Origin of the sequence: Nocardia pseudobrasiliensis NBRC 108224 (assembly GCF_001613105.1) — a bacterium.
Lineage (GTDB): Bacteria > Actinomycetota > Actinomycetes > Mycobacteriales > Mycobacteriaceae > Nocardia > Nocardia pseudobrasiliensis.
On record NZ_BDBS01000030.1, the window covers coordinates 1 to 19055 of the forward strand.

The 19055-nt window shown below is 69.5% G+C and carries 9 protein-coding genes; 2 read left to right on the forward strand and 7 right to left on the reverse strand.

Annotation, left to right across the window (positions count from 1 at the left end):
- The 6 genes from NP4_RS22715 to NP4_RS22740 all read right to left on the reverse strand — a co-directional run.
- The coding region (locus tag NP4_RS22715; RefSeq protein WP_082876136.1) for a non-ribosomal peptide synthetase at nucleotides 1–9584 on the reverse strand (9584 nt) is incomplete at its 3' end.
- A gap of 362 nt (nucleotides 9585–9946) precedes the next feature.
- On the reverse strand, nucleotides 9947–11554 hold the full coding sequence (lnt, locus tag NP4_RS22720; RefSeq protein WP_068001296.1) for an apolipoprotein N-acyltransferase: 1608 nt from the start codon (nucleotides 11552–11554) through the stop codon (nucleotides 9947–9949).
- Between the two features lie 60 nt (nucleotides 11555–11614).
- Nucleotides 11615–13231: an amidohydrolase gene (locus NP4_RS22725; protein WP_068001300.1), complete on the reverse strand. Its 1617-nt coding sequence runs from the start codon at nucleotides 13229–13231 to the stop codon at nucleotides 11615–11617.
- A gap of 102 nt (nucleotides 13232–13333) precedes the next feature.
- Nucleotides 13334–13816 carry an FxsA family protein gene (locus tag NP4_RS22730; protein WP_068001302.1) on the reverse strand — a complete coding sequence of 161 codons (483 nt, stop codon included), beginning with the start codon at nucleotides 13814–13816 and terminating at the stop codon, nucleotides 13334–13336.
- An 85-nt stretch (nucleotides 13817–13901) separates the two neighbouring features.
- The gene (locus NP4_RS22735; RefSeq protein WP_062512132.1) at nucleotides 13902–14561 is read right to left on the reverse strand and encodes a response regulator; all 660 of its coding nucleotides are present in this window, start codon (nucleotides 14559–14561) and stop codon (nucleotides 13902–13904) included.
- A 46-nt stretch (nucleotides 14562–14607) separates the two neighbouring features.
- Complete coding sequence (locus NP4_RS22740) at nucleotides 14608–15789, reverse strand: sensor histidine kinase (protein WP_068001304.1); 1182 nt, start codon at nucleotides 15787–15789, stop codon at nucleotides 14608–14610.
- Between the two features lie 82 nt (nucleotides 15790–15871).
- Between NP4_RS22740 and NP4_RS22745 the strand changes: the two genes are divergently transcribed.
- Nucleotides 15872–16639: a TSUP family transporter gene (locus NP4_RS22745; protein WP_068001307.1), complete on the forward strand. Its 768-nt coding sequence runs from the start codon at nucleotides 15872–15874 to the stop codon at nucleotides 16637–16639.
- Here NP4_RS22745 and NP4_RS22750 read toward each other — a convergent pair whose 3' ends face one another.
- On the reverse strand, nucleotides 16640–17314 hold the full coding sequence (locus tag NP4_RS22750) for a TetR/AcrR family transcriptional regulator (RefSeq protein WP_245997412.1): 675 nt from the start codon (nucleotides 17312–17314) through the stop codon (nucleotides 16640–16642). It abuts the gene before it with no gap.
- Between the two features lie 209 nt (nucleotides 17315–17523).
- Here NP4_RS22750 and NP4_RS22755 point away from each other — a divergent pair, with 209 nt between their 5' ends.
- Nucleotides 17524–19047, forward strand: coding sequence for a TldD/PmbA family protein (locus tag NP4_RS22755; RefSeq protein WP_373863859.1), 1524 nt, complete (start codon nucleotides 17524–17526; stop codon nucleotides 19045–19047).
- Nucleotides 19048–19055 lie beyond the last annotated feature (8 nt).

Genomic DNA, 19055 nt, shown 5'->3' on the forward strand with positions numbered 1-19055 from the left:
CGCAGCCGCGGCGTGGTGTCGGCCCCGCCACCCGCCTCGAGCAGGGTGGCCAGTTCGGCGACCGTCGGCGCGGCGAAGACCGTCCGCACCTCGAGCCGCACCCCGGTCGCACCCGCCAGCCGGGCCACCAATTGCGTTGCCAGCAGCGAATTTCCGCCGACATCGAAGAAGCTGTCGTCCGCGCCGACGGCCTCGGCGCCGACCAGCTCGCCCATCACCCGCGCCACCAGCCGCTCGGCCTCGGACTCGGGTTCGCGGGCGGCCGGCGTGGTCAGCTGCGGTTGGGGCAGGGCCGCGCGGTCGAGTTTGCCTACCGGGGTCAGCGGAATGCGTTCCAGCGTCGTGATACTCGCGGGCACCATATGCGCGGGCAGTTGCTGCGCGACATGGGCGCGGATCTGCTCGACGTCGATTCCGGCGCGAGCGTCGGCGGGCAGCACATAGGACACCAGCCGCTTCGCCCCGGCGATCTCACGAACCTCGGTGTGCGCGAAGCGGATCGCGGGATGGGTGGCCAGCACCTCGGTGATCTCGCCCAGCTCGATCCGGAACCCGCGCACCTTCACCTGATGGTCACTGCGGCCCAGGTACACGATTTCGCGGTGCTCGTTCCAGCGCACCACATCGCCGGTGCGATACATCCGGGTGCCCTCGGGCCCGTACGGATCGGCGACGAAACGCGTCGCGCTGAGTCCGGGCCGATGCAGATAGCCGCGCGCCAGCGCCTGCCCGCCCAGATACAGCTCACCCGGAACCCCGACCGGCACCGGCCGCAGCCGCTCGTCGAGGACCAGCGCACGCGCGCCGCGGGCCAGGGTGCCGATGGTGACCGGTTCGCCCGCGACCAGCGGGGCCGACAGCGTGATCACCACGGTCGCCTCGGTCGGGCCGTAGGCGTTGAGCATCAACCGGTTCGGCGCCCAGCGTGCCACCAGCTCCGCGCCCAGCGCCTCGCCGCCGACCGCGAGCGATTTCAGATGCGGCAGCGGCCAGCGGTCGTGATCAATGGTCGCCAGCGCGGCCGGGGTCATGAAGGTGTGGCTGACCCGTTCGCGATCCATGAGCGCGGCCAGTTCGTCGCCGCCGTAGACATCGGTCGGGCAGATCACCATGGTCGCGCCCGCGCCGACGGCCAGCAGCAGATCGAAGATCGCCGCGTCGAAACTCGGCGTCGCGAAGTGCAGCGTGCGCGCCTCCCGGTCGACCCGCATGCGGTCGCGGATCTCGTCGGCGAAATTGGACAGGCCGCCGTGGGTCACGGCCACGCCCTTGGGTTTTCCGGTCGAACCGGAGGTGTAGATGACATACGCCAGATCCGAGGTCCACATGGTGCACACCCGGTCGGCGTCGGTGACCGTCGCCTCGTCGAGCCCCTCGATCTCGGCCATGAGCTCCGGATCGTCGAGCAGCAGCCATTCGGTATCGCGGCCGCCGACCGCGGCCTCACGCAGCGCGACCACATGCGCCGACAGCGTGACACCGGCCTGACAGCCGGAATCGGTGAGCATATGGCGCACCCGGTCGGTCGGATAGTTCGGATCGACCGGTACGAACGCCGCGCCCGCCTTGGCGATCGCGAGCATGGTGACGACCGATTCGACCGAGCGGGTCAACCCCATTGCCACCCGGTCGCCCGGGCCCAGTCCGCGCCGAATCAGCGCCCGCGCCAAGCGATTCGAATAGCCGTCGATCTCGCCGTAGCTCAATTCGACATCGCCGGACCGGATGGCGGTGCGTTCGGCGTGCAGATGCGCGGTGACGGTGAAGTAGTTCGCCAGGCTGCACTGCGGGGTCGGCACCGGACCGTAGGCCGGGGCGAGCAGACCGCGCTCGACCTCGGTGCGCGCGTCGATATCGCGCACCCTGATCTGCGGATCGGCGGTCACCGTCTCGAGCACGGTGTGCAGCCGATCGGCCAGCGTGCACACCGTCTCGTGGTCGAAAAGCTCACCGGCGTAGACGAATTCGAAGCAGCCGCCCGCGGCCGGGACGCGCAGTTCGAGATCGAATTTGGCGGCGGCGATATCGAGTTCGTCGGCGGTCAGCCGCAATCCGGGCAGTTCGAGCACCGGAGCCGGGCCGTCCTGCACGGTCAGGGCCACCTGCACCAGCGGATCGCCGCTGGATCGGCCGAGTTCCTCCACGATCCGGTCGAACGGCAGATCGGCGTGCGCCATGGCGGCCAGCTCACTGTCGCGATCGACCTGCAGCTGTTCGGCGAAGCTGCGATCCGGATCGACCAGCGAACGCAACACCAGGGTGTTGACGAACATGCCGACCAGCTCGTCCAAGCGGGTGTCGGTACGTCCGGCGATCGGGGTGCCGATCACCACGTCGTGGCCGCCGGTCACGATGCGCAACAACACCGCCAGCGCCGACCGCAGCACCATGAACCGGCTCACGCCCTGGGCGCGGGCCAATTCCTCGAGGCGATGCTCGAGCGCTTCGGACACCGCCACCGAGACCGTGCCCGCCCGTTGGGTCGGTTCGGTCGGGCGGGCACGGTCGTAGGGCAGCGGCATGCGCTGCGGCAGCTCGGCCAGCGTCTCGCGCCAGAATTCGAGCTGGGTCGCGGCCGGGCTGGCCGCATCGCCGGTATCGCCGAGGCAATCACGTTGCCACAGCGCGTAATCGGCGTACTGCACCGGCAGCGGCGCCCAGGCTGGGGCGACTCCGCCGCGGCGGGCGGTGTAGGCCAGGGCCAGATCGTGGGTCAGCGGGCCCAGCGACCAGCCGTCGGCGGCGATGTGATGGATCACGACCGCCAACCGGTAGGACCCGGAGTCGGTGCGCAGCAACAACGTTCGCAGCGGAGCCTGCTCCGACAGATCGAAGCCGCGGCGCGCGAACTCGCCGACCAGCCGATCGGCCTCGTCCTCCTCGACGAGCACCGGTTCCAGCGCGGGCACGCACGCCTCGAGGTCGAGTACGTGCTGATAGGCCCCGCCGACCTCGATGTCCTCGGGGAATACCGTGCGCAGTACCTCGTGCCGATGGATGACATCGGTCAGCGCGGCCCGCAACGCCGCCACATCCAACTCGCCGTCGATGCCGATCACGAAAGCGATGTTGTAGTTGCTGGATTCGGGGGTGTAGCGGTTGAGGAACCACAGCCGCTGCTGCGGCAGCGACAGCGGCACCCGCACCGGACGCGGATCGTGACGGCCCAGCGCCAGCCGCGGCGCGCGCGGCGCGTCGGCCAGCCGGGCGGCAACACCGGCCACCGTCGGCGCCTCGAAGATCACCCGCACCGGCAGGTCCACCCCGACCTCGTCGTGCAGGGCCGAGGTGAGCCGGGTGGCCAGCAGGGAATTGCCGCCGATATCGAAGAAGCTGTCCTCCGCGCCCGGCACCGGATGCCCGAGTACGGTTTCGAAGACCCGCGCGACCCGCTGTTCGAGGTCGGTCTCCGGCGGCCGCGACGGGCCGCTCGCGCCGAACTGCGGCTGCGGCAACGCCTTTCGGTCCAGTTTGCCCGACGGGGTGACCGGCACCTGGTCCAGGACGGCGATCGCCGCGGGCACCATGTAGCCGGGCAGCTGTTTGCGGGCGGTGGCCAGCACCGCGGCGGGATCGATATCGTCGTCGGCGGTGATGTAGGAGGCCAGCCGGGTGCTGCCGTAATCGCCGGTGTGCACGACGGTCACCGCGAACCGCACACCCGGATGGGCGCGCAGCACATGGTCTATCTCACGCAGTTCTATGCGGAAGCCGCGGATCTTCACCTGATCGTCGGCGCGGCCGAGGAAGCGCAGCTGTCCGGTCGTGTCGGCGACCACGAGATCGCCGGTGCGGTACATGCGTTCGCCGCGACGGCCGTGCGGATTGGCCGGGAAGCGTGAGGCGGTCAGGCCGCGCCGACCCAGATAGCCGCGCGCCAGACCGGGCCCGGACAGATACAGCTCACCCGGCACACCCGGCGGCACCGGGTGCAGGCGGGAGTCGAGGACGAACAGCCGCATCCCGCGCACCGGCAAGCCGATCGGCACGGGCCGGCCCGCGACCATCGGACCGGTCGCGGTCGCGGCGACCGTCGCCTCGGACGGGCCGTACATATTGTGCATGCGATGTCCGGCGGTCCAGGTCTGCACCAATTCCTCGGGGCAGGCGTCACCGCCGACGATCACGGCCTCGAGTGCGTCCAGCCCCTCGTGTGGCACGGTGGCCAGCGCGGCGGGGGTGATGAAGGCGTGGGTGACCCGCTCCTCGGCGAGCAGCGCCGCCAGTTCCGCGCCGCCGTACAGACCCGCCGGGGCGACCACGATGGTGGCCCCGGCCGCGAAGCCCAGCAGCAGCTCGAGCACCGACGCGTCGAACGACGGCGACGAGAAGTGCAGTGTGCGTGCCGAATCGGTGACGCCGAACAGATGCATCTGCTCGTGCGCCAGCGAGGCCAGCCCGGCGTGGGTGACCACGACGGCCTTGGGCATACCGGTGGAACCGGAGGTGTAGATCAGATACGCCGGATGCGCGATGCGCAGCGGGTGGTGACGTTCGGTCTCGGCGATCGGGTTGGTGGAATACCGCGACAGCTCGGCCGCCAGCTGCGCCGAACCCATGATCATCCAGTCCACATAGGACTTGCGGTGCCGCCCGCGCCGACCCGGCCAATCCGGCATGGCCGCATGGCATTTCGCGTTCGTCAGGCCGAGCAGCGCACCGGAGTCGGTCAGCATGTGCTCGATCCGCTCGCTCGGATAGTCCGGGTCGACGGGCACATAGGCCGCACCGGTCTTGGCGACGGCCCAGACCGCGAGGATGGACTCCAGGCTGCGCGGCAGCGCGATCGCCACCACCACCTCCGGCCCGGCCCCGTGCTCGATCAGCACGCGCGCCAACCGGTTCGAGCGTTCGTCGAGTTCGCGGTAGGTGGTGTCGCGGCCCAGATGCCGCACCGCGACCGCGTCGGGCAGGCGTTCGGCGGTCTCGCTGAGCAGCCGGGCCAGGGTGAGCTGCGGTTCACCGGGCGCGCCGGTGATGGGCACCAGTTTGCCGGTCTCACGGGCGTCGAGAATGCTCAGATCGCCTACCGGCACGCTCGGCGCGGCGACGGCGGCGGCGAGCAGCTGGACGAACCGCCGCGCGATCGCCTCCACCGAGGCGGCATCGAAAACATCGGTCGCATAACCGAATTCGGCCGTGAGCGGACCGTCCTCGGCGGTGGAGATCTCCGCGGCGGCGCTGTCGTGCACGGTGAGCTGCAGATCGAATTTGGTGACTCCGACCTCCATCGGCAGCACGCGCGCGGCCACCTCGGGCAGATCGATCCGCAGATCCGGAGTGCTCTCGTAGGACAGCATCACCTGAAACAGCGGATGACGGCCCGCGTCGCGCGCCGGGTTCACGACCTCCACCAGCCGCTCGAACGGCACATCGGAATTGGCGAAGGCGTCCAGATCGGTTTCGCGGACCCGATCGAGCATGCGATCGAATCCGGCGGCCGGATCGACCCGGGTTCGCAGCACCAGGGTGTTGACGAACATGCCGACCAGATCGTCGAGCGCGGGATCGGAGCGACCCGCGATCGGGGTGCCGATCGCGATATCGGACGTATTGCACAGGCGCGCAAGCAGTGTCGCCAGGGCGGCGTGCAGCACCATGAAGGTGGACACGCCGCGGTCGGCGGCCAACGCGGCGACCGCGCGGCGGGTGGCCGCGGGAATGGTGAACCGCACCCGTGCGCCCTCGCCGGTGCGCCGCAGCGGGCGCGGCCGGTCCAGCGGCAGGTCGAGCTGATCGGGCAGATCGGCCAGCGCGGCCCGCCAGTAGGCGAGCTGCCGCGACAGCGCGCTCGCGGGATCGGTTTCGTCGCCGAGCAGTTCGCGCTGCCACAGCGCGAAATCGGCGTACTGCACCGGCAGCGGCGTCCATTCGGGAACCTGTCCGCCCGCACGGGCCGCGACCGCGGTCATCAGATCACGGGCCAGCGGAGCCACCGACCAGCCGTCGCCGCAGATGTGATGCAGCACAACGAGGAAGACGTAGCTGTCCGGTCCGGTCGCGTACAGCGCCACCCGGATCGGGGCCTGACTGCGCAGATCGAAGCCGTACCCGGCGTATTCGGTGGCCAGGGCCAGCGCGTCGGCGCCGGTGGCATCGATCGGCTCGAGGGTGAGCGGAATCTCCGCGGCCGGATGCACGACCTGCACCGGCCCGTCCGGGGAGTCGGGGAAGGTGGTGCGCAGGCTCTCGTGCCGCTCGAGCACATCGATCAGCCCGGCGCGCAGGGCTTCCGGATCCAGCGGCCCGGTCAGCTCCACCGCCAGCGGCATGTTGTAGGCCGAGGCGTGTTCGGCGAAGCGATTGAGAATCCACAGCCGCTGCTGAGCCAGCGACAGCGGAACCTGTTCCGGCCGTGGGCGAGCCGCCAGCATCGGCGAGGAGGTGTCGGGGTTGTGGCTGTCCAGGCGGGCGGCCAGGCCCGCGATGGTATTGGATTCGAACAGGTCCCGAATGGTCAGCCCGGCGCTCAGCGCGGCATTGATCCGGGCCACGGCCCGCGCCGCGGACAGCGAATTGCCGCCGAGGTCGAAGAAGCTGTCGGCGACATCGATGTCATCGATACCGAGCACCTCGGCGAAGACCGCGGCCAGCCGCCGCTCCACCTCGGTGCGCGGTCCGGCCGCGGCGCGCGCCACGCGGCGCGGCCCGAGTTCCGGTGCGGGCAGGGCCTTGCGGTCGACCTTGCCGTTGGGATTGAGCGGTAGTTCGTCGAGCGCCAGCAGATGGGCGGGCACCATGTAGCCGGGCAAGCGCCGCCGCAGATCCCCGGTCAGCTCGGTGGTGTCGAGTGTCGCGCCGGGCGTGGCGACGATATAGGCGACGAGTTCCTCGCCACCCGGGGCCGTATGCGCGACGCAGACCGCGCGCGCGATCCGCGCATCGGCCAGCAGCGCCGCCTCCACCTCCCCCAACTCGATCCGCAGTCCGCGAATCTTGACCTGGAAGTCACTGCGCCCCAAATACTCCAGCGCCCCGGCGGAGCCGTCGTCGACCCGCCACCGCACCAGGTCGCCGGTCCGATACAGACGGGTGCCGTGACGGTCCTCGAAGGGGTTGGCCACGAAGCGTTCCGCGCTCAGGCCCGGCCGCCCCAGATAGCCGCGGGCCAATTGGATTCCCGCGAGGTACAGCTCACCCACGACACCCGGCGGCACCGGGCGCAGGCGCTCGTCGAGCACGTACACCTGGGTGTTCCAGACCGGCGCGCCGATCGGCACGCTGTCCTGACCCGGCTCGCACGGCCAGTAGGTGACGTCCACGGCCGCCTCGGTCGGGCCGTAGAGGTTGTGCAGTTCGACGGCGCAATCGCCCAGCGCCGCATAGAAATCCCGCACGGTCGCGGCGGGCAGGGCCTCGCCGCTGCAGAACACCCGGCGCAACCCGGTGCAGCCGCGCACATCGGTATCGGTGACGAAGACCGACAGCATCGACGGTACGAAATGCGCCGTGGTCACACCCTTGTCGGCGATGAGCGTGGCCAGATACGCCGGATCGCGATGTCCGTCGGGGGCCGCGATCACCAGTCGCGCGCCGATCTGCAGGGGCCAGAAGAACTCCCATACCGACACGTCGAAGGTCGCGGGCGTCTTCTGCAGCACCACATCGCTGCCGTCCAGCGGATATTCGTGCTGCATCCAGCGCAGCCTGTTCACGATCGCGGCATGGGACACCCCCACGCCCTTGGGCTTTCCGGTGGAACCGGAGGTGAAGATCACGTAGGCCAGGTGTTCGGGCCGCAGCGCGGCCCGGCGGTCCCGATCGCTGATCGGATCGGCGGCGAAGGCCGACAGGTCGGCGGTGTCGACGTCCAGCCGCGGGATCGACGCCGGGACGGTGAACCCGTCCCGCGCCGCGGTCAGCAGGCACAGCGGCCGCGCGGCATCGAGAATATGCCCGATGCGCTCGGCGGGATGGTCCGGATCGATCGGCAGATACGCCGCGCCCGCCTGGGTGATGGCGTACATGCCGACCACCAGGTCCAGACTGCGCCGAATCGCCAGGCCCACCACCGAATCCGGCCGCGCGCCCCGCGCGATCAGCGCCCGCGCCAATCGGTTGGCGCGCTCGGCGAGCTGTCCGTAGGTGAGGGTCCGCTCGCCGAATTCCAGCGCGACGGCGTCCGGGCAGGCCGCCACGCGCTCGGCGAACAGTCCGGCCAGGGTGCCCTCCTGGCGCGGCACGGCCGTCGAATTCCACTGCCGCAGGACCAGATCGCGTTCCTCGGCGGTGATGACCGGGATGGAGACGACCGCGGTATCGGGGTCCGCGGCCAGGATCCGATCCAGGAAGTCCAGGAAACGCCCGTGGTGGGCGGCCAATTCGGCGGCGCCGTAGAGCTGCGGATTGGCCTCGAAGTCGACGTGGATGCGGTTGCCCGCGCCGTTGTAGAGGTTGATCGACAGATCCTCGACCGGCCCGGTGGCCAGCACATTGAGGGATCCGAGCAGGCTGCCGAAGCGCAATTCGCTGTGGAACAGCATGATGTTGACCATCGGCCCGAAGAAGCCGCGGGCGTCGCGGGAGTAGCCGCAGTCGCGTCTGATGTCGTCATGGCGATACCGCTGATGCCGCAGCGCGCCGGTGATCTGCAGTTCCGCGGCCCGAAGCACCTCGCGCAGGGTGGTCGTCTCGTCGAAGCGCAGCCGGATCGGCACCACATTGGACACCACACCCGCCGAGCGGCGCAGCGCGACGGTCGTGCGCGCGGAGACCGGCAGGCTCAACACCACATCCGGACTGCCGGTGGCCGCGCGGACGTAGCAGGCCAGTGCCGCCACGAACAGCGCCGAGTTCTGGGTGCCGAACGCGGTTGCGGCCGTCTCCAGTTCGGCCTCCACCCGCCGGTCCAGGACCGCGGCGGCCAGGCGACGGCCCGCGTCGGGCGCGGCGGTCGCGACACCGGATCCGGACAGGCTCATCGGCGCGCCGACCCCGGCCAGTTGCTCGAGCCAGTATTCGCGGTCGGAGCGGAAGCGGCTGGTGTCGCGGTAATTCGACTCCTCGGCGTAGATCTCGGCCAGCGGGGTCGCGCGCGAGGCGACCGGCTCGGTGCGATTCTCCAGGGCCGTATATATCTCGGCCGTGCGCAGCGAGGCGTTCATCGCCCCATAGCCGTCGATGACGATGTGATGGGCCTTGGAGTACCAGATGTAGTCGCGGTCGCCGACGCGCAGCACCACATTGGCGGTGAGCGGGTCGCGTTCCAGGTCCATGGGCGCGCTGGCATGATCGTTCATCCAGCGCAGCGCCGCCCCGCGCGGATCGGCCTCGTGCCGCAGATCGATGCGCGCCCAGCCGGGCCGGCGCGCCGGATCTATGACCTGATGCGGGATTCCGTCGATCTCGAGCAGCCGCACCTGTCCCACTTGGGATTCTGCACCAAACCGCTCGATCGCGTACAGCAACCTGCCCACATCGAGATCACCATGGATCTCCACGTATTGGGCGATGGTGAGCGGAACGTCGGGCCGGATCCGCTGGGCGTACCAGAGGGCGGTCTGTGCGGGCGACAGGGCGAAGGGCTGCGCTGAGAATTCGCCGGAGGAACATTGGTCGACACGATCGGTGGCCAATGAACTCATCAATCACTCCGTTCTGCCGCTGTTGACGCAACTCCCCGAGTACCGCCGCGGTCGCCACGCACGCGCCGACCGTAGGACGCGATTCACGCCCTATGATTCGGAGCATCGACACGGCCGGATCGGTAACGTGCTCGAGTTGTTTCATTTCGAACGACGTTGGCGGAGAGCAGATTTAGCTCGCTACCTCACCGCAAACGTTGTGACTCACACAAAATACCTGAGCAATGAGCTTCGGCAGGGAGTCTGGCAGAAGACTTTAACGATTCAGCAATGTTGTGGCGAACAGCACATGACGACAGCGACCGACACGCGTGCGCCGCGCCGATCCGGGGTGTCCGAAATGTGTGCTTGCCGGGGAGTTTTCACGCGCGCGGCTGGACGCGCACCCGGCCACCGATGGTGCCCTCATTCGCCGGATGGGTCGGAGGCGAGGTTCGCCGCCGAATAGCCGCACCTACAACAACGATCGCGGCCACGATACACAACAACCTCTCAGGGAGCGGTCCGAATCGCGTGGCGAGTGTCGTGTTGTGGCGTAGCGGCAGCGAGGCCTCCAGCGCGGCGGGAACGAACTGCGAGGTCTGATTCACGACACGGCCGTCGGCGGTGATGATCGCGCTCACTCCGGTTGTAGCCGAAACCACCAGCGCCCGCCCGTGTTCGACGGCCCGCACGCGCGACATGGCCAGCTGCTGATAGGTCATCTCGCTGCGGCCGAAGGTGGCGTTGTTGGTGGGTACGGTCAGCAGCTGAGCCCCCGCGCGCAGCGAGTCCTCGAAGGCGCGATCGAAGGCGACCTCGTAACAGGTGGCCACGCCGATCGCGACCGGTGCGCCGCCCCGCGCGGGCCGGACGTGTACGACGCCGTCACCGTGTCCCGGGACGAAATAACCCGCCCGATCGGCGTATTGGGAGAAATGCCGGAAGAATCCGCGCAGCGGCAGATACTCGCCGAACGGCTGGATGATCTTCTTGTCGTGCCGCTCCCCCACCCGATCGCCGTCCCACACGAGGACGGAATTGGTGGTGGTGTCGTCGGCGTTGACCAAGACCGCGCCGACCAGGATGGGCGCGTGGACGAGCTGGGAGGTCCGGGTGATCTCGGACGAGGCGTCCGAATTGCGCAAAGGGTCGATATCGGACGAATTCTCCGGCCAGATCACCACATCCGGCTGCGGGGCCTGTCCGGCGGCGATGGCGCGGGCCAGTTCCTCGGTGCGGCGCACATGGTTGTCCAGGACCGCGCGGCGTTGTGCGTTGAAGTCCAGGCCCAGGCGCGGCACGCTGCCCTGGATGGCGGCGACCGTGATCGACCGGTCACCGGCGTCCGGGGCGGGCAGCGCGGCCCGGAGGATCACTCCGGTACCAAGAATGATAGCCACAAGTGTTGCGAGAGAGGTAATTCCGATCCACTGTCCAGGCACGTCACGATGACGAAGACGAATAGCCAAGGCCGCCAACAGGGTTCCGGTCAGCGCGACGGCGAAGCTCACGCCGGGCGCGCCCGCGACCATCGCCATCGGCAGATACCACCCGTCGGCCTGGCCGAATGCCAGCCTGCCCCACGGGAATCCGCCGAAGGGGAAGACCGAACGAAACCATTCGGTCAACGTCCACACCATGGCCACCCACAGCGGCCAGCCCGGCAGTGCGCTCACCGAGCGCGCCAGCAGACCGAACAGTCCCACGAATACCGCGCACGCGGTCGACAACCCCAGCCACGGCACCGGCCCGACGTAGATCCCCGTCCACGGCAGCAGCGGCACGAAGAACGCCAGACCCGCGAGCATGCCGTATCCGAACCCGCCGCGCGGCTTGCCGTTTCCCCGTACCGCGAGGGTCAGCAGCGCGATCCCGAGCGGCGCGAGGTACCAGCAGGTGCGTGGCGGGAAGCTGGCGAAGATCAGCAATCCGGCCACCACGGCGGTCAGGGAACGTCCGATCACCAGCGGCGGGATCTGCCTCAGCACAGCTAGATGCTACGGTCCGCCGGGACGGCTGTCCCACTCGGGTGGTATGTCCCGTGCGGATCAGACCTGGTGGATCACCGTGCCGCGATGGACCGTGCGCAGGCAGGCCGGAGCGGGCGTACCGGGATCCAGACGCGGCAGTCCGGGGACGCGCGAGCGCGGATCGGTGGACCAGCGCTGCACCGAATCCGAGGCGGCGGCCACCACCAATTCGGTTGCGTCCCAGATGGCGTAGGACGCGGGCGCGCCGGGGACCAGGGTGCCCGCGATGCCGTCGCGGACCCCACCCGCGCGCCACGCGCCGCGGGTGGCGGCGGAGAAGGCCGCGCGCGGGGAGATCTGATGGCCGGGGGTGCGATGGTGCGCGGCCGCGCGCACGGCCTCCCACGGATTCAGCGCGGTGACAGGGGCGTCCGAGCCGATGGCCAGGGCCACGCCCGCGGCGGCCATGGCGGCGAAGGGATTCAGCGCGGCGGCGCGTTCGACGCCCAGACGCCGGGCGTACATGCCGTCGGATCCGCCCCACGCGGCATCGAAGCCGGGCTGCACGCTGGCGATGACGCCGTATTCGGCGAGTTTGGCGATATGGGTGGCGTCGAGCAGTTCGGCGTGTTCGAGGCGGTGGCCGCGGGCGGCCAGGGCGGGCGCGCCGACCTCGGCGGCCACGCGGGAAAAGCCTTGGACCACAGCGTCGATCGCACCGTCGCCGATGGCGTGGAAACCGGCCTGCACGCCCGCCTCGGTGCAGGCGCGCACATGGGCTGCGATCGCGTCGGCGTCGAGGTAGCTCACGCCGGTGGTGCCGCGACCCTCGTAGGGCGCGCGCAGCCAGGCGGTGTGCGAACCGATCGAGCCGTCGACGAACAGATCTCCGGCCAGGCCGTGCGCGCCGAGCTCCTTCATCAGCGCCGTGGCCTCCTCGGCGCTGCGCACGGCCTCACCCCAGTAGGCACGCACCTCGACGCCGTGCTCGAATTCGAGCAGTTCGGTGATATCGGTGCGTCCGGAGATCTCCGGCCCGGCGCATTCGTGCACCGACACCACGCCGTGCGCGGCAGCGTGATCGAGGGCCGCGCGGCGGGCGCGATCGCGCTGGGTGCGATCGAGGCGCTCGATCATGGCCTGGCGCACCAGATGGTGGGCCGCCGCGCGCAGCGGCTCCCCCGCGGTGTAACCGGCGGCGTCTCGCGCCCGCGGCACTGCCGCCAGCATCGGGGTCGACACGACCGCCGAATGTGCGTCCACTCGAACCAGATACGCCATCCGTCCCGGTCCGACCGCCGCGTCGACCTCCGCGAGCGTCGGCGGCCGCTGCTCGGGCCAGCCGGTCTCGTCCCAGCCCTGTCCGGTCAGCACCACATCGTCATGGGCGGCCGCGTACTCGCGAATCAATTCCAGGCAGTGCGCGAGGGATCGGGCCCGCGCCAGATCCAGCCCGATCAACTGCAACCCGAGCCCCGTCACGTGCACATGCGGATCGACGAATCCGGGGGCCACGAACGCCCCGTCCAATTCGACGACCTCGGCGTCGGGATACAACGCCCGCCCCGGCCGATCGGCCCCGACCCACACCACCATCCCGTCGGTGACCGCCATCGCGGTCGCGTCCAGAGAACTGGAACTGTAGATCCGACCACCGATCAGCAACTGGGTACTCACGGCTGTCGAGTGTGCCATGTCCGCGCGAGCGGGCGTCGCGGGCGGCTATTCCTATATATATGTCGCCATCGTGCGATCCGCCACGTGAGTACGCACTTCTCGCACTCGCGCGGGCCGCGGTCAGCGCTGGTCGAGGATGCGGTGGGCGCCGCCCTGGCCGTCGTCGTAGTACTGCTGGACCACGACACCGTCGACGACGTCGCCCGAGGGGTCGACCACGACGCCCTGATAGCGGGCGGCGGTGGCCAGGCGACCGACGCGACGGGCGGCGAAGGCGGTGAGGACCGGGCGCAGCAGCGCTCGGGTGGGCAGCAGGAACAGCAGGCCCACCACCGAGGTCAGTAGGCCGGGGACGAACATCAGGACCGCGCCCGCGGCGACCAGCGCGCCGTCGGCGACGGCCGTACCCGGGGCGATCTCGCCGCGGCTCGCGCGACGGAACTGGTCGAAGACCTTGCGGCCTTGGGCCCGGACCAGGATCAAACCGAGCGCGGAACCGGCGATGAGCAGCAGAATCGTCGGCACGACGCCCAGGAAATGGCCGACCACGACCAGGGTGGCGACCTCGGCGACCAGATAGAGGGCGAACAGCAGGGCGGGCATGACGGTCCTTTCGGCGACTCTCTACCCCGTCCAACGCCCGAGTGTCCGATTTTTCTCCCGACCCGGCTGAGGCGTCGCTGAGAATTCAGGCGCCGGGCCGCACCAGCCCGGTTTCGTAGGCCAGCACCACGGCCTGCACCCGGTCGCGCAGGCCCAGTTTGGTGAGCACCCGGCCCACATGGGTCTTCACCGTGGCCTCGGACAGATACAGCTCTGCGGCGATCTCGGCATTGGACCGCCCCGCGGCGATCTGCTCGAGCACCTCCCGCTCGCGAGCGGTCAGCACATCGAGCACCGATGGATCGCGCATACCCGCCGGATCGTCGACGATCAGCCGATCCAGCAGCCGCTTGGTCACCTTCGGCGACACCACCGCGTCCCCGGCGGCCACGCTGCGAATGGCCGAGATCAGATCCTCCGGCGGGGTGTCCTTGAGCAGGAATCCGCTGGCCCCGGCGCGCAGCGCGCCCAGCGCGTGCTCGTCGAGATCGAAGGTGGTCATCACCAGAACGCGGCTGCCACAGCCGGATTCGAGGATCTGCGCGGTCGCGGTCACCCCGTCCACCACGGGCATCCGCACATCCATGAGTACGACATCGGGCACCAACTCGCGCGCCCGCTGCACCGCCGCGGCCCCGGTGTCGGCCTCACCGACGACCTCCACATCGGGATGCGCGCCGAGGACCATCTTCAGCCCGGCCCGCATCAGCTCCTGGTCGTCGACAACGAGAACGGTGATCGGCACGCTCATCAATCTAACGGGGCCGCCGACTCGCTCGCGCGCCCCGGGTTCACTCGGCCCCGTCGCGGGCCAGCGGTATGGTCGCGCACACCCGCCAGCCGCCCTCCGGCCGCCGGCCCGCCTCCATCGTGCCGCCGAGTACCGCGACGCGTTCGCGCATACCCACCAATCCCAGTCCGCTGCCGGTGATTCCGCTGCGCGTGCCCACCTCGGGGCCCCCACCCGGCGGCCCGGAATCGACGACCTCGATCAGCACATCGTCCTCGCGGCGGCGCACCTTCACCCACGCCTTCGGATCGGATCCGGCGTGACGGAAGGTGTTGGTCAACGATTCCTGCACGATCCGGTGCACGCCGAGGCTGACTTCCGGTGTCACCTCATCGAGTTCACCGGTCAGCTCGAGTTCCACGACCAGCCCGGCATTGCGCATCATCTCCACGACCTTGGCGAGTCCGGCCGTTCCGTGCTGCGGCAGCTGTTCGGGCGCGTGTTCGGTGCGCAGCAGCGCGACCGTGCGGCGCAGTTCACGCAGCGCCTCGCGGCCCGTGCTCGCGATGGTGCCCAACGCCTGTTCGGCGGTGTCCGGATCCCGGCGCAGCGCGTATTTGGCGCCGTCGGCCTGGACGATGATCACGCTCACCGCGTGCGCGATCACATCGTGCAGTTCGCGCGCGATGCGGGTGCGCTCGGCCGAAACCGCCTCGTGCGCACTGCGTTCGCGGTCGTAGTCGGCGACGGCCAGGCGGGCGGCGACCTCCTGGTCGTAGGCGTGGCGCGCGCCGAGGAATTCGGCGAGCGTCCAGCACAGCGCGTAGTAGAGGGTCAGCAGCGCCGCGGTGGAGGCGAACGGCTGATGCACCAGCGTCACCGACAGCATCGCGTCGCCGACCAGACCGGCCAGATAGACCAGCCCGTCGCGGCGTCCGACGTAGGCCACCAGCGTGTACAGCATGATGCCCAGGGCCAGCAGCGCTGGATAGTCCGGCTCGCGCCCGACCGCGTAGCTCACCACGGTCGCGGTCAGCGACAGCGCCAGCAGCGCCGCCGCGGCCGCGCGGGTGTACATCCGCCGGAACACCAGCGGCAGCGGAATCACCGCGGCCATCACCACATCGGCGATCATCTGGTCGCTGTTCCGCACCGACAGCACGTCGAGCACCAGCAGCGCGAAGGCCAGGATCGAGTCGGAGACTACGGGTTTGCCGCGGAGCCAGAGACTGAATCGACGCACCCGACCAGCCTAAACGGCCCGCGCGCCGACGGGTGTCACCCCCGATTTGCCGGATTCATCCGATGTCTGATTGTCTCGGCCCGTGGATATCGCTGATTGGGCCGCGCTGATCTCGGCGGCGACCGCGGCCGGCTGGGTCGACGCGGTCGTCGGTGGCGGTGGGCTGATCATCCTGCCCACCCTGTTCCTGGTCGCGCCGACCATCGCGCCGCAGACGGCGTTGGGCACCAACAAGATCGCCGCGTTCTGCGGCACCAGCGCCGCGACGATCACCTTCGCCCGCAAGGTTCCGATGAACTGGCGACTGCTGCTGCCCGGCGCCGCGCTCTCGGCGATCACCGCGGCCGCCGGATCGGCCGCGGTCGGCTTGATCGATCGCCGCTTCTTCATCCCCATCGTGATGGTGGTGCTGGTCGGCGTCGCGATCTTCGTGACGCTGCGGCCCTCGATCGGCGTCACCATGGCCACCCATCGGCCGACGCGACGCAAGACGATCCTGGTGGTGGCGCTCGCGGCCGGTTTGATCGGCACCTACGACGGATTGCTCGGGCCCGGCACCGGCACCTTCCTCATCATCACCTTCGCGACCCTGCTCGGCACGGAATTCGTGCGCGCGGCCGCGATGGCCAAGGCGATCAACTGCGGATCCAATCTCGGTTCGCTGATCTTCCTCGGCGCCACCGGTCACGTGCTCTGGGGCCTGGGTCTGGCCATGGCCGTGGGCAATATCGCCGGTGCGATCGTCGGCTCGCGCATGGCGCTGGCCCGCGGCGCGGGTTTCGTGCGGGTGGTGCTGCTGGTTGTGGTGGTGGCCATGGTGATTCGGCTGGGCTGGCAGCAGTTCGGCTGATCAGTAGCGGACGTCGGCGGGCTGCCGGACGGGACGATTGTCCTTGGCGGGCGGCTCGGCGAGCCAGGGGGCGAGCACGCGCGAGGTGGTCTCGCGAATCTTGTGGTGCAGCCGGTCACCGTCCTCGAGGGCGTGGCGGCCGGAGAACAGCACCGTGAGAGCGCCCGACACCGCCCCGACGACCGCGCCGACCAGTGCGGCCGCGCCGACGTCGTCGAGCTCGTCGGGAAAGGCGACCCGCAGTTGCCGGGCGATCTCCTGCTGGGCGGCCAGCTGCGCGTGCGCGGCCCGGCCGCTCACCGCGGGCACCGTGCGCGAAACCTGGCCGCGCAATACGGCGATGCGGGCGGCCAGATCGTCGCCGATATGATCGCCGGGATTGTCACCGGCCGCGCGCAGCGCGCGCAACAGCACCTCGACCGGGCGTTCGTCCGGCCTGCGGGTGGCGATGGCGTGCACAGCGGCCCGGACCCGATCGTCGGGTTCGGGAAAGAGCAACTCCTCTTTGCTCTCGAAGTAGTTGAAGAACGTCCGCGTGCCCACCTCGGCCGTCGCGGCGATGTCGGCGACGGTGGTCGCCTCGTAGCCACGAGTTTCGAACAGTTCTACGGCGGCCTCGAGGATGGCTCGGCGGGTGCGTTCTCGCTTGCGATCACGAAGTGCGGATGGCGGCACGCGGGCAGACAGTACGGCATTGATCAACAAACACGCGGTAGGCAGCGTGTCCCGCGCGCGTTTCATGCTGTGCCGATCCGCATTTCGTGCATGTTTGCACCCGATGCAGGTTTGCACGGCGTGTCGCGAACGAGGTTTTCCAAATCTTGTTCCGGCCGGAATCTCCACCCTGTTGATCTAAGTATTCACCAGCAATTAGCGTGTTCGAGGTGAGCCTCGCTACCCGGGACGTGGACGAACAGTTCCGCGCGCTTCCGCTGGCCGAACTGGCCGACGCCGCGCTCACCGCGGCGCGCGCCGCCGGCGCCCAGTATGCCGATCTGCGCGTGCACCGGCTGGTCACCCAGTCGATCCGGCTGCGCGACGGGCGTGTCGAATCCGTCCGCGACGCCACCGATCTCGGCTTCGCGGTCCGCGTGATCGTGGACGGCACCTGGGGTTTCGCCTCCCACGCCGATCTGTCCCCCGCCACCGCCGCCGAGGTGGCCCGGCGCGCTGTGACGGTCGCGACCACGCTGCGCGCGCTCAATCGGGAGCGAGTGGAACTGGCCGACGAGCCGGTCTACGCCGACGCGCACTGGGTCTCGGCCTACGCGGTCGATCCGTTCACCGTGCCCACGCCGGAGAAAGTGGCGCTGCTGCAGGACTATTCGGAGCGTCTGTCGGCCGCGGACGGCGTCGACCACGTCACCGCCTCGGTGCTGCAGGTCAAGGAGCAGGTCTACTACGCCGACACCGCGGGTTCGGCGATCACCCAGCAGCGGGTGCGGCTGCATCCGCAGCTCGAGGCCGTCACCGTCGACCCGTCGGCCGGCGCCTTCGAGACCATGCGCACCCTGGCCGCCCCGGCCGGTCGCGGATGGGAGTACGTCACCGGCGCCGACGGAATCTGGGATTGGGCGGGCGAACTCGCGCGGATTCCGGAATGGCTGGCCGAGAAGGTCAAGGCCCCCACGGTCGCCCCCGGCCCCGCCGATCTGGTCATCGACCCGAGCAATCTGTGGCTGACCATTCACGAATCCATCGGCCACGCCACCGAATACGACCGGGCCATCGGCTACGAATCCGCCTACGCCGGAACCTCCTTCGCCACCCCCGACCAACTCGGCACGCTGCGCTACGGCACGCCGATCATGCACGTCACCGGCGACCGCACCCAGGAATTCGGCCTGGCCACCGTCGGCTACGACGACGAGGGCGTGGCCGGGCAGCGCTGGGATCTGATCCGCGACGGCGTCCTGGTCGGCTATCAGCTCGATCGCGCGTTCGCGCCGCGGCTGGGGCTGGATCGTTCCAACGGCTGCTCCTACGCCGACTCCGCCCACCACGTGCCCATCCAGCGCATGGCCAATGTCTCGCTGCAGCCGGATCCGCACGTCGATACCAGCACCGCCGAACTCATCTCCCGGGTCGAGGACGGCATCTACATCGTCGGCGACAAGTCCTGGTCGATTGATATGCAGCGCTACAACTTCCAGTTCACCGGACAGCGCTTCTTCCGCATCCGCCATGGCGAACTGGCCGGGCAGTTGCGCGACGTCGCCTATCAGGCCACCACCACCGATTTCTGGGGTTCGATGGAGGCCGTGGGCGGCCCGTCGACCTGGGTGCTCGGTGGTGCGTTCAATTGCGGTAAGGCGCAACCGGGCCAGGTCGCCGCGGTCAGCCACGGCTGTCCGTCGGTGCTGGTGCGCGGGGTCAACATTCTCAACACCCGTTTGGAGGCACGGTGAGCTACCGA